Annotated in this window: 9 protein-coding genes; 4 read left to right on the plus strand and 5 right to left on the minus strand. The window is 67.9% G+C overall.

Annotated elements, in window-relative coordinates; genetic code table 11:
- Positions 1-16: 16 nt before the first annotated feature.
- Both AC07UH_RS07045 and AC07UH_RS07050 read right to left on the minus strand, forming a co-directional pair.
- Positions 17-1,159, minus strand: a complete 1,143-nt coding sequence (locus tag AC07UH_RS07045) for a YdcF family protein (protein WP_495180346.1) — start codon at positions 1,157-1,159, stop codon at positions 17-19.
- A gap of 2 nt (positions 1,160-1,161) precedes the next feature.
- Positions 1,162-3,693 carry a TonB-dependent receptor gene (locus tag AC07UH_RS07050; RefSeq protein ID WP_495180345.1) on the minus strand — a complete coding sequence of 844 codons (2,532 nt, stop codon included), beginning with the start codon at positions 3,691-3,693 and terminating at the stop codon, positions 1,162-1,164.
- 219 nt (positions 3,694-3,912) lie between these two features.
- Here AC07UH_RS07050 and AC07UH_RS07055 point away from each other — a divergent pair, with 219 nt between their 5' ends.
- A complete protein-coding gene (locus AC07UH_RS07055; protein WP_495180344.1) occupies positions 3,913-6,093 on the plus strand; it encodes a TonB-dependent siderophore receptor in 2,181 nt (726 codons plus the stop codon).
- A 149-nt stretch (positions 6,094-6,242) separates the two neighbouring features.
- Here the strand turns inward: AC07UH_RS07055 and AC07UH_RS07060 are convergent, their stop codons facing one another.
- The 3 genes from AC07UH_RS07060 to AC07UH_RS07070 form a co-directional block, all read right to left on the minus strand.
- Complete coding sequence (locus AC07UH_RS07060) at positions 6,243-6,533, minus strand: hypothetical protein (protein WP_495180343.1); 291 nt, start codon at positions 6,531-6,533, stop codon at positions 6,243-6,245.
- Between the two features lie 122 nt (positions 6,534-6,655).
- Positions 6,656-7,285: a LysE family translocator gene (locus tag AC07UH_RS07065; protein WP_038658979.1), complete on the minus strand. Its 630-nt coding sequence runs from the start codon at positions 7,283-7,285 to the stop codon at positions 6,656-6,658.
- Positions 7,286-7,309: 24 nt separating this feature from the next.
- Positions 7,310-8,530 carry an alginate export family protein gene (locus AC07UH_RS07070; RefSeq protein ID WP_137899667.1) on the minus strand — a complete coding sequence of 407 codons (1,221 nt, stop codon included), beginning with the start codon at positions 8,528-8,530 and terminating at the stop codon, positions 7,310-7,312.
- Positions 8,531-8,778: 248 nt separating this feature from the next.
- On the opposite strand from AC07UH_RS07070, the gene AC07UH_RS07075 reads away from it, so the two are divergent.
- The 3 genes from AC07UH_RS07075 to AC07UH_RS07085 all read left to right on the plus strand — a co-directional run bounded on the left by AC07UH_RS07075 (position 8,779) and on the right by AC07UH_RS07085 (position 11,785).
- On the plus strand, positions 8,779-9,285 hold the full coding sequence (locus tag AC07UH_RS07075; protein WP_495180342.1) for a GAF domain-containing protein: 507 nt from the start codon (positions 8,779-8,781) through the stop codon (positions 9,283-9,285).
- A complete protein-coding gene (locus tag AC07UH_RS07080) occupies positions 9,285-11,339 on the plus strand; it encodes a putative bifunctional diguanylate cyclase/phosphodiesterase (RefSeq protein ID WP_495180493.1) in 2,055 nt (684 codons plus the stop codon). Before AC07UH_RS07075 ends, AC07UH_RS07080 begins: the two co-directional genes overlap by 1 nt.
- Positions 11,340-11,449: 110 nt before the next feature.
- On the plus strand, positions 11,450-11,785 hold the full coding sequence (locus AC07UH_RS07085; protein WP_495180341.1) for a hypothetical protein: 336 nt from the start codon (positions 11,450-11,452) through the stop codon (positions 11,783-11,785).
- Positions 11,786-11,795 lie beyond the last annotated feature (10 nt).

Below are 11,795 nucleotides of genomic sequence, written 5' to 3' on the forward strand. Positions count from 1 at the left end.
CGGCGGGACTTTCGGATCAGGGGTCGAGCGGGTCGCGCGGATCGATGCGCAGCGATTTGGGCGACGGGCGGAACTCCAGCTCGGTCGGTGACAGACGCCGGCCGACCGTGCCTGGCTCGTAGCCGAGTTCCGTCCGGTTGCGTTGCGCGAAGGCCGGGCTGGCGATCGTCTCGCTTTGGCCGGGATTGCAGACGATCAGCGTGTCGCGGTCGAGCGGCGCGCCGATCTCGGCAAGCACCCGTGTCGCGTTGCGCAAATTGGTCGTGGTGTGGCGCGCATAGGGTTCGATCAGGATCGCCTCGGCGGGGATGCGGTAGCGGTCGATCAGCGCGCTGCGCATCTGCTCCGCCTCGGTGAAGCGCGTCGCGCGGGGATGGGCACGGCCACCGGTCAGCAGGATGAAGGCGATATCGCCACGCGCGAACCGGTCCGCGGCGAGGCGGACGTGATATTTGCCATAGGGGCTGAGCGCCGCGTCCGGCGTCTCCGGACCGACGCCGGTGAGGATCAGCGCGCTATACCGCCAGCGCGACCAGTCGAACGTGCGCGCGCGCCTGACGGCGGGGGCGTTGAAGCCGCCGGTGATCGGCTCGAAGCCGATCGCGTCGGTGCGGTCGCTGACGTCGAGCAGCGCCAGCGCGAATTCGACGCTCGGGTCGAGCGCCTGCGCCGACCCGCCGCGCGGCGTCCGCGCGAGCCAGTCCGCCGCCTGCACCCGCGCGCGCAGCTCGAGCGGATCGAGTATGCCGGCGCCGTCGATCTGCGGGTAGCGCGGCACCTGATTGAGCGCATAGGTGCGCAGGATCGTGTTGATCCCCTCGATCTCGCGCGCCGCCTGCGCGCGTGCGCCGTCATCGGCACGGCTGGCGTTCGCCGGCACCGCCGCCGTGAGCGCAGCGCCCTCTTCGGGCGTCCACACCATCGCCTGCGCGAGACAGGCGAGATCCTGCGCGCATGCCCTGCGCCGCGCGGCGCGTGCCGCGAGCATCGCCGCAACGCCGGGTTGTGCCTCGAGCCGGGCGGTCGCCGCCGGGTCGCCGCCGAGTGCGTCGAGCAGCGGGAACAGCCGGTGCGACAGCGCGGCGACGACGCGGTCACCGGCCGGTGCGGCGGCGGCGGGCACGCCCGCCAGCATCAGCGCCGCCGCCGCCAGCCGCATCCTCACCACGATTTGCCGACGACGAGGCGGACGTTGCGGCCGAAGATCGGCCGGCCGTAGATCGCCTCCGGGCTGCCTTGGCCGCTGACCTGATCGGTGCGCGTATTGCCCTCGGTCAGGCCGTGCGCGTTGAACAGATTGTCGCCGACCACCTGCAACTGCCACGTCCCGTGCCGCACCGTCACGCCCGCCCCCGTCGTGCCATAAGCGGGCAGCGCCGTGCGATTGTAGAAGTCGACATAGCGCTTCCCCATATAGGTGTAGCGACCGTACAGCGAGATCGCATTGCCGCCCAGATCGAAGTCGAAGCTGGGGCGGATGTTGCCATAGATCTTCGGCTGGCGGACGATCTGCTTGCCCTCGGCCTGCGCCGGGTCGGCGCCATTGGCGTTCTGGAAGTTGCGATATTCGGGGTCGCTGACCGTCAGCGCGCCATTGAGCATGAACCATGGCGTGACCGCCAGCGCGCCGTCGAACTCGACGCCCTTGACCTTGGCCTTGCCGATGAAGGGGACATTGACGTCGTTGCGGCCGGTCGTCGGGTCGAAGGCGAGGAACGAGGCGTTGAGCGGATCGAAATTGGTGTAGAAGCCGGTGACGTACAGGTACGAGCGGCCGGCGGCGAGCTTGAGGCCGGCCTCATATTGGTTGGCGATCGTGGTGATGATCGTCGGGTTGATGCTCATCACGGTCTGCACGCTCGGTGGCGTTTCGAGATGCGCGGCGCGGCCGTAGACGCCGATATGCGTGTTGAAGTCGTAGTTGGCGCCGACCGTCCAGTTGGTGGCATGCGTCTTCAGCCGCTGGTTGATGATGCCGCCGGTGAAGGCGCGGGTCGCGTCGTCGGCCAGCGTGGTGGGATCGCCGAGGTTCGCCGCACCGGTGAGCAAGGCATAGCCGTTGTAGCTATAGCGTTCGTGACGGATGCCCGCATCGATGCGCAGTCCCGGCACGATCTCCCACGTATCGTTGGCGAAGACCGCGATCATCTGCGCGTCGGAATCGCCCTTGGTCAGCGTCGCGGCATAGCTGAGCGCGCCATTGTCGGTGACCCGACCGATCCGCGTACCGGCGGCATTGTAGGCGACGAGATCGAGCGTGCGGGGCCGGCTCGCGACCTCGATCAGATAATTCTGGTAGATCGTCCGGCTGTCCTCGCCATACAGACTGCCGTACAGGCCGAGCTTGAGGTCGTGGCTGCCGAAGCCGGTCTCGAACTTCTTGGCGACCGACAGATTGATCTGGTTCGAATAGAATTTCGAATGGATATCGCGATACTGGCCCTGCATGACCAGCCCGGACGCGCCATAGGGATCGTAGACCGTGTTCGTGCCTGCCAGCACGTAGCCCAGCGACGTGACGGGGCCGAATGCAGTCGTCGCCCGCGCCTGATAGCCGCTGGCGAAGGCATTCGCATCGGAGGGATTGGTCGTCGAATAAAAGGCGGTGAAGTCGAGTTTGCCCATCGTGAAGCCGGCCTTGGCGGAGACCAGCCAGCCGTCGAATTCGGCGTCATATTGCGCGCCGACGTTGAACATCCGCATGTGGCGTCCGTCACCCAGATCGCTCGCCTCGTTCTGCACGACGCCGGCGCCGTTGCGGTAGCGCAGGTCGACGTTGCGCAACGCCGGCGAGTTCAGCGTGCCGCTGAAATAATCGATGTAGCGGTCGAGCGACACCGACGGATTGCGCGGGTCGGCGGTCGGGATCGGCAGGTAGAAGACGTTGTGATCGTTGACGTAGTTGACGCTCACCCGCAGCGAACCGTTGTCGAGGTCGTGCTTGATGTTGGCGCGGAACTGGCCGCCCTTGTCGTTGGGGAAGCCGTTGTCACGATAGCCATCGTGATAGCGGACGAAGCCGCCGACCGCATAATAGGTCCGGTCGCCGAGCGGCCCCGACTGGACGAAATCACCGCGGTACAGGCCGGTATCGCCGAGCGTCAGCTGCGCCTTGCCGCGCACCGTGTCGCGGCCGGTGACCTCGATCGCGTTGACGATCGCGCCCGAATAGCTGGCATAGACCGGCGCCGGACCGCCGCGGACCACCTCGACGCGCTCGGTCATCAGGTCGGGCTTGAGGATCGCGTCGCCGCGGAAGAAGACGCCGTCATTCTCGTGGAACAGTGGCAGGCCGTCCTGCTGGAAGCTGACGAAGCCGCCGTCGTTGGGCAGGCCGCGGATGCGGTAGATGTTCTGCACCTCGCCGCCGGTAATCTCGGTCTGGAAGCCGGGAAGCTGGCCGATGAGGTCGGCGAAATTGACCGGCGCGATCTTCTCGATGTCCGCCTGCGTCACCGTGTTGATCGCATAGGAGACGTCGAAGCGGCGCTGCGCGCGCGTCGACCCGGTGACGATGATGTCGCGATCCGCCGGTTCGGGCGTGGTGGCACCGGTCTGTTCGGGCGCCGTCGCGGCGTCGGCGGTCTGGGGTGCATCCGCCTGGGGCGCCGCGGTCTGGGCGGAGGCCGGCGCGGCGAGGATCGTGCAGAGCGAGACGAGCGCGGTGCTGGTGGCGAGAACGGATTTGAACATGAGGCCCCACTGTTGATCGTTCGATGTGCTGATCGCTGCCGCCGTTGCGGCGTGCCGCGTCCCCTTGGTCAAGGATTGTGACATTCCCGCTTAAACCGCGAAAAAACTTTCGAGCCGGGAGCGGAGGTTGCGCAGATCACCCGTTGAAACGGCCGGCGGCGCTATTGCGAACGCTTAGCGTTTGATTACGGGGCGCCGTTCGAAGGGGGAACGGCAATCATGAACATCTGGAGCAGCGGCCTGCTGGCCGCGGGCCTGGCGGCGGCGACGCCCGCCGTCGCGGCACCGGCACCGGCATCGGCGGCGGACGACCGCCCGCCGCCGACCGGATTGGGGCAGGACATCGTCGTCACCGGCCGTGCCTCGCCCGCGCCGAAGGGCGCCGACGACCGCTACCAGCCGACCCCCGACGCCTCGACGTTGCGCTCCGCCGCGACACCGCTCGACACGCCGCAGGCGGTCAACATCGTCCCCGCGCAGGTGATCCGCGATCAGCATCCGCGCTACCTCGACGAGGTGCTCGCCAACGTCAGCGGCATCACCCAGGGCAATACGCTCGCCGCGACGCAGGATACCGTCCTCAAGCGCGGCTTCGGCGGCAATCGCGACGGATCGGTGATGCACAACGGCATGCCGCTGGTGCAGGGCCGCGGCTTCAACGCCGCCGCACAGAGCGTCGAGGTGCTCAAGGGGCCGAGTTCGCTGCTCTACGGCATCATGGACCCCGGCGGCGTCATCAACATCGTCAGCCGCAAGCCGCTCCTCGCGACGAACGGCTCCGTGGCATTGACCGGATCGAGCTATGCCGCGGGCCGCGCCGGGCTGCAGGCGACCGTCGATCTGACCGGGCCGATCGCCGGCGCGCTCGCCGGCCGGATCGTGCTCGATCATCAGGACGAGGATTATTGGCGCGTCTTCGGTACCCGCCGCGACACGCTCGTCGCGCCGTCGCTCGGCTGGTACGGCGCCACGACGCAGGCGGTGCTGTGGTACGAATATCGCCGCTTCTCCTATCCGTTCGACCGCGGCATCGCGCTCGATCCGCGCACGCTGACGCCGCTGGCGATCCCGCGCCGCCGGCGGCTCGACGATCCCGTCAACCGGATGTGGGGCGACAGCCATCTCGTCCAGCTCGCGGTCGACCATCAGCTCGGCGACGGCTGGGCAGCGCATCTCGCCGCCAGCTTCAACAGCGAAAGCTATGATGCCGGCCAGTTGCGCGTCACCGGGATCGACACCGCCAAGGCGACGCTGACGCGCAGCAACGATGCCACCCGCGGATCGCTCGGCACCGACGCCTATGTCCAGGCCTATGCCGACGGCCGTTTCGGTCTCTTCGGCGCGGAGCACCGCGTCATCCTCGGCGTCGAGGGCGAATATCGGCGCTATTATCGCCGCGACCTCATCCGGCAGAAGGTGCGTTACGGCTTCAACGTGCTGCGGCCGGTCTACGGTCGCGAACCGTTCCCGACCGCGGTCTCGCCGACCGACAGCGACCAGACCGACCGGCTCCACAACGTTTCGCTGTTCGGGCAGGACGCGATCCACCTCGGTGACCGGTGGATCGTCACCGCCGGCGGCCGGCTGATCGGCTTCCGGCAGCAGGCGGGGAAGGGGCGGCCGTTCGTCACCAACACCGATCTCGATGGCTGGTCGTTCGTCCCGCAGGCGGGGCTGGTGTGGAAGGCGTCGGACGTCGTTTCGCTCTACGCGAGCTACACGCGCTCGCTGAAGCCCAATTCCACCGTCGCGCCGCTCGACGGCGGTGCCGTCATCACCTCCGCCATGCCGCCCGAGCGCGGCCGCTCCTACGAGGTGGGCGCGAAGCTCGATCTGCCCGACCGCATCACCGCGACACTGGCGCTGTACGACATCGACAAGCGCAACGTGCTGGTCCGGCAGTTCGATGCGAAGACCGCGCTCAACGTCTATCGCACCGCGGGTCGCGCCGCCTCGCGCGGCGTCGAGCTCGATCTCGCAGGGCAGGTGACGCGGACGCTCAGCCTGATCGGCAGCTATGCCTATACCGATGCGCGGACGACGGAGGATCCGGTGTTTGCCGGCCGGTCGCTCGCCAACGTCGCGCGCGATACCGGCTCGCTGTCCTTCGCCTATGACGTCGGGGCGCTGGCGGGAGACGACCGGCTGCGCTTCGGCGGCGGCGGGCGCTATGTCGGGCGGCGTCCCGGGGACAATGCCAATAGCTTCTGGCTGCCCGCTTATACCGTCGTCGACGGCTTCGTCAGCTACGACACGACGCTCGCCGGGCGGACGGTGGCGTTCCAGTTCAATCTCAAGAACGTCTTCGACCGCACGTATTATACGTCGGCGGTCAATGCCTATGGGGTGGCGATCGGCGATCCGCGCCGCGCGGTCGGCACTATCCGGTTCGCGCTGTGACGGTCGCGGTGAGTCGCCGGCGACGACCGAGGCGTTCACAAGGCCTCGTCGATCGCCTCAAGAAAACCGTCACCCCGGAACCAGTCCGGGGTGATGGGTGGTAGCTACAACTTGCCGCCGGGCTTCTTACAGACGACGGCGGCGACGGATCAGTTGGTCTTCACCGCGACTTTGCGGTCGCCGTTCGAGCTGACCGAGGTTTCACGCACGACCTTGTGCTTGACCGTCTTGTGGCCGACCTTGACGCCGAGCACCTTCTTGGGACGGTGCGTCTTGCGCTTGCTTGTTTCGGTCACCTTGGTCGTGGTGGTGGCGACGCCGTCATGCACCTTGGTGTCGTGATCGACCTTCGTTTCGCGGACGGTCTGCGCCATGGCCGGGGCGCCGCAGGTGAGGGCGAAGCTGAGGGCGGCGGCGACGGCGATATGCTTGCGTGTCATCTCATGTCCTTCCGAATGCGTCCGGCACCCGCGCGGGGCCGGCCGACCCGCATCAACTCCGCGCCCGTCGTTCGGTTCATTACCGTTTCGGACTATTCCATACGGATGCGGGCGGATAACGCTCAGGCGGATTTGGCGCGCAGCAGCGCCGCGCCGAAGCCGATGAAGATGATGCCGGTGAGACGGTTGAACGCGCGCTTCACCGTCGGCCGGGCGAGATGTGCCGACAGCGAGCGGCCGCCCATCGCATAGACGCCGTACCAGAAGCATTCGAGCGCCGCGAAGGTCACCACCAGTATCGCGAATTGCGGCCCCTGCGGTGCCGTCGGCGTCACGAACTGCGGCAGGAAGGCCGCAGCGAACAGCAGCAGCTTGGGATTGCTGATGCCGATCGCGAAGCCGCCGCGGAACAGCGCGGCGAGCGATACCGTACGCGGCAGCGTGCCTGCGCCGACGTCGATCGGCGCGACGTCCGCCCGCCACGCCTTGACGCCGAGGACGATCAGATAGGCGACGCCGGCATAGCGCAGCACCTCGAACGCCCCGGGCAGCGCGAGCAGGAGCGTGGTGAGCCCCGCTGCGGAGGCGGCGAGCACCAGCACCAGCGCAGTCAGGCATCCCGCCATCGCCGCGACGCTGCGCCGCGCGCCGAGCGCGACGCTGCGCGACAGGATGTGGAGCATGTTCGGTCCCGGCGTTCCGCACAGCAGGAACACCGCGCCGACGAACAGCCACCAGCCATGAAGCGTCACGTCATCCTCCTCTTCCGCCGATCGCTACAGCGTCCAGTCCATCTGCAACCACAATTTGCGCGTGTCGGTGGCGAAGCGGTCGGCGCGATAGTCGGCGTAGCGCAGGCTGGCGACGGTGCGCCCGATCCGCGCCTGCGCGAGCAGGTCGATCTCGTTGCCATAGTGCCGCACCAGCCGGTCGCTCTCGAAGCGGTGGTAGACCGCCTGCACGCTCACCGCCTTGAGCGCGCCGAGCTGCGGCCAGCCCCAGCCGGCGCTGCCGTAAAGATCGCGGATGCCGTCGGCGGGCGTGGTGGTCAGTTTGTCGGCCCAGCCCTGAAATTTGAAGATCGAGGCGAGCGGCGTCTGGAAGCTCGCCAGCGTGGCGCCGCGGCTGCGCCCGCGCCCCGCGCCGAGCACCTCATAGCCGGCGCCCACCTTCGGACCGGCGAGGTCGAGGCCGATGTCCGCCAGCCAATAATCGGCGGCATAATCGTTGGGGTTGCGGTGATAGTCGGACTGGCGCGCATGGCTCGCGGTCCACGCCAGCTTCGTCTTGCCGAAGCCGCGCGATCCTGCCAGCCGTGCGCCATAGGTCTGGCTCGACAGGCGATAGCCCTGGACGATCGCCTCGTCCTGATCGACCAGATAGGCGAAGCCGGCCAGCGTACCGACCGGTGTCGTCACCCCCAAGGTCGCGAAGACGTTGTTGCCGCCGATCGCCTGCTGCCGCGCACCCGCCCCGTCGATCCCCCAGACCGTCCGCACGCCCCAGGCATAGGTGACGTCGGCCTTGACGCCCTTGACCGGGGTCAGCTCGGTGCGCACCGCATCGAAGGTCTGGCCGTTGTTGCGTATCGCGGCGGCGCCGACGAAGCGCTCGTCGTCGAGCTGGATGCGCTGGCGGCCGGCGGTGACGGTCAACGCGTCGCTGCGATATTGCAGCTGCGCGCGATAGAGCGCGACGTTCTGCGGGTCGCTGATCTGCGGGCGCACGGTCGCCGGACCGGCAAGCCCGTCGTAATAATCGCCGACGATCGCCAGATTGCCCTGCGCTTCCGCCAGCGCGGTCCAATGCCCCTCGCGGGCCTGCAACCCGGCGCGGACGCGAACGGTGACCGCGTCCGCATGCTCGGGCAGGCCGTCCTGCTCGACATGCTCGTGGCGCAGGCGCGCCTCCGCCAGCGGCGTCAGCGTCTGGGCTGCGGCCGGCCCGGCGGCGATGACGGCGACGGACAGCAGCGACAGATTGAAGATCAGGCGCATCGTCTGATTGGAACCCCCTCGGCGACGCCCCCCGGCGTGCCTTCCACCTCCTTCCTAGCGTCCCTCCGCCGCGCGCAATAGAAAATCGCGAAAAGCCAGCGAAGAAAGTGGCCTAACCACCGCGCAGGCGAGACGATCGCCTGATCGTGCCTTTGCCCGGCAGTACGGCTTCACGTCGCTAGATTTGCAACATTTGTTAACGTCTTACGGCCAAGGTCGATACTCGTCGGGATGATAGTGGGTCGGGGATGTTCAAGAGCCTGTTGCGCGAGCGTCGCCGCTCGATAGCCGTGCATGGGCTTGCCCGCCTTGAGGCGTCGGCGGAGCCGGCGTTCGATCGTTTCGTCGGTGCCGCCGCTGCGGCCTTCCATGCGCCGATCGCGGCGCTGTCGCTGATCCATGACGACGTGCAGGCGATCAAGGCGGCGCGGGGTATCGCGTTGCATTGCATGCCGCGACAGGCCGGGTTCTGCAGCTTCGCACTCGACCGGGGCGGCGTACTGGAATGCTGCGCCGCGCTCGACGATCCGCGTTTCGCCAAGCTGCCCGGCGTGGTCGGCGAGCCGCACATCCGTTATTATATCGGCGCGCCGCTGCGGCTGCTGAGCGGGGTCGACGTCGGCGCCCTGTGCGTCGTCGATACCGTCGAGCGTCCGCCCGCCTCGACCGATCAGAAAGCCTATCTGCTCGGACTCGCGCGCCAGGCGTCGCAGGCGCTCGAGGCGCGGCTCGATATCCTCGGCTACGCCGCATGATGCGGGTGGTGGCTTGTCTCGCACACGATCATGACCTGCGGCTCGTCGCATTGGCGCTGGCGGTGGCGCTGCTCGGCTCGCTGGCGACGTTGCAGACCTTCCGCCGCATCGCGCTGGCACCCGGCCCCAGCCGCACCGGCTGGATCGGGCTCACCGCGGTCGGCATCGGCACGATGGTGTGGGCGACGCATTTCGTCGCGATGATGGCCTATCGCGCCAGCGCGCCGGTGGTGCTTGATCCGCTGCTGACGCTCGCCTCGCTGCTCGCGGTGATCGTCCTGGCCGCGCCGGGGCTGGCGATCGCGGCGCGCCGGCCGCTCGCGGCGCGCTTCGGCGGTGGCGCGATCGTCGGGATGGCGATGACGATCATGCATTATCTCGGCATGGCCGCCTATCGCGTCGACGGCATCGTCCATTGGGACGCGCGTTTCGTCGCCGCCTCGCTGATCTGCGCGATGCTGTTGTCGGGTGTGGCGTTCGCGCTGTTCAGGCGTCGCCGCGGCTGGCGCAACGTCGGTGCGGCGGCGACGCTCGCGCTGGCGGTGGCGACGCTCCATTTCACCGGCATGGCGGCGCTGACGATCACCGCGCTGACGCTGGGGGAGGGATTGTCCGACGTCACGATGACGACGCTGGCGATCACCACCGCAATCGCGGCGATGATCGTCATCGGCGCCGCCGCGGTGAGCGCGCTGATCGACGGCCATACGCAGGGCGAATCGTATCGGCGGCTGCGGCGCATGGCGCTGCACGATGCGCTGACCGACCTGCCCAACCGGATGCATTTCACCGAGGAGCTGGAGCGGCGCTTCCGCATCGACGGCGGCTACCACCGGCTCGCCGCGGTGATGCTCGACCTGTCGCGGTTCAAGGTGGTCAACGACACTTATGGCCATCAGGCCGGCGACCAGTTGCTGATGGCGCTGGCGGCGCGGCTGACCACACGCCTGCGTCCCGGCGAATGTATCGCGCGGCTGGGTGGCGACGAATTCGCCGCGATCATCTCCTATGACGCCGGCGAGGAACTCGATGCCTTCCTGCTGCGGCTGCGCGCGGCGTTCGCCACGCCGTTCGTGTTCGACCGCTTCACCGCGACGATCGACGCCAATATCGGCGTCGCGCTGGCGCATCACGACGGCTTCGATCCCGATGCGCTGCTCGCCAAGGCCGATCTCGCGATGAGCCGCGCCAAGGCGGCGCGCTCGCCGGAACCGTGTTTCTACGATGCGCAGATGGACGAGGCGGTACGCGCGCGCCGCGAGCTGGTCACCGACCTGCGCGCCGCGGTCGAGGCGGAGGCGTTCGAACTCCATTACCAGGTGCAGGCTTCGGTCGAAACCGGCGAGATCACCGGTTACGAGGCGTTGGTCCGCTGGAACCACCCGACCCGGGGGCGGATCGCGCCGTTGGTGTTCATCCCGCTGGCGGAGGAAAGCGGCGAGATCGTGCCGCTGAGCATCTGGATCCTGCGTCAGGCGTGCTTTGAGGCGGCCTTGTGGACCAACCGGCACGTCGTTGCGGTCAATCTGTCGCCCAAGCATCTTGCCGACCCGCGGCTGGTCGAGACGGTGGCGGCGGCGCTCGCCGACAGCGGCCTGCCGCCCGAACGGCTGGTGCTCGAACTGACCGAGAGCGCGATCATCCACGATCGCAACTTCGCACTCGACCAGTTGCAGGCGCTGAAGGCGATGGGGATCGGCATCGCGCTCGACGATTTCGGCGTCGGCTATTCGTCGCTCGACGTGCTCCGCTCGTTCCCGTTCGACCGGATCAAGCTCGACGCCTCGTTCGTGTCGGCGATCGACCATGACGACCAGGCGGTGTCGATCCTCCGGTCGGTGGCGGCGCTCGGCCGAACGCTCGGCATGTCGGTGCTGGCCGAGGGGATCGAGCAGCCCGCGCAACTGTCGATCGTGACGCGCGAGGGCTGTTCGGCGATCCAGGGCTATCTGATCGGCAAGCCCGCGCGCGTGCTCGCCGACCCTGGCGAGGTGCGGCAAGCGATGCTGCTCAAGCCGCGATCGCTGGTGCCGGGGATCGCCGCGACGGGGTGAGGAGGCGTTGGCATCGCCGGGTGAGCGATCACGGGCGGACATCGAAGGCCTCTCCACAGGTTGGCACCCAAGCGCCGATGTGAGAACAACCGGGCATGCGTGCGCGATTGATGAAGCTTCTTGCCCTGCTGCTCGCCAGCGGATTGTACTGGCAGCAGGTTTGTGAGGTGACGGGAGCGCCGGAGCCCTGGGATAGCAATGAGTATTGGACACTCTGGTATCCCGTCTCCCTCGCATTGGCGGCGGTCGCCGGGTACTTATCGAGAAGCCACGGGTGGCTGGCCGGAGTCATCATCACGTTCTCGCAGCTGCCAGTGATGTGGATCAACGCCGGAACAGGCCCGTTGCTCGCGGCAGGATTGCTCTTCCTGTGCATCCTGGCAGTTCCAGCCGCAGCGGTCTCATTCATTGCCGGTCGGGTTGCGATGCGGATACGGACGTCCTGAACGTCCGCGG

The organism is Sphingomonas sp. GW821-FHT04B01 (genome assembly GCF_059420425.1).

Excerpts from the sequence above, each read along its gene's own strand:
- AC07UH_RS07045 (WP_495180346.1), bottom strand. The coding sequence starts at position 1,159 with ATGCGGCTGGCGGCGGCGGCGCTGATGCTGGCGGGCGTGCCCGCCGCC.
- AC07UH_RS07055 (WP_495180344.1), top strand. The coding sequence starts at position 3,913 with ATGAACATCTGGAGCAGCGGCCTGCTGGCCGCGGGCCTGGCGGCGGCG.
- AC07UH_RS07070 (WP_137899667.1), bottom strand. The coding sequence starts at position 8,530 with ATGCGCCTGATCTTCAATCTGTCGCTGCTGTCCGTCGCCGTCATCGCC.
- AC07UH_RS07060 (WP_495180343.1), bottom strand. The coding sequence starts at position 6,533 with ATGACACGCAAGCATATCGCCGTCGCCGCCGCCCTCAGCTTCGCCCTC.
- AC07UH_RS07075 (WP_495180342.1), top strand. The coding sequence starts at position 8,779 with ATGTTCAAGAGCCTGTTGCGCGAGCGTCGCCGCTCGATAGCCGTGCAT.
- AC07UH_RS07050 (WP_495180345.1), bottom strand. The coding sequence starts at position 3,693 with ATGTTCAAATCCGTTCTCGCCACCAGCACCGCGCTCGTCTCGCTCTGC.
- AC07UH_RS07085 (WP_495180341.1), top strand. The coding sequence starts at position 11,450 with ATGAAGCTTCTTGCCCTGCTGCTCGCCAGCGGATTGTACTGGCAGCAG.
- AC07UH_RS07080 (WP_495180493.1), top strand. The coding sequence starts at position 9,285 with ATGCGGGTGGTGGCTTGTCTCGCACACGATCATGACCTGCGGCTCGTC.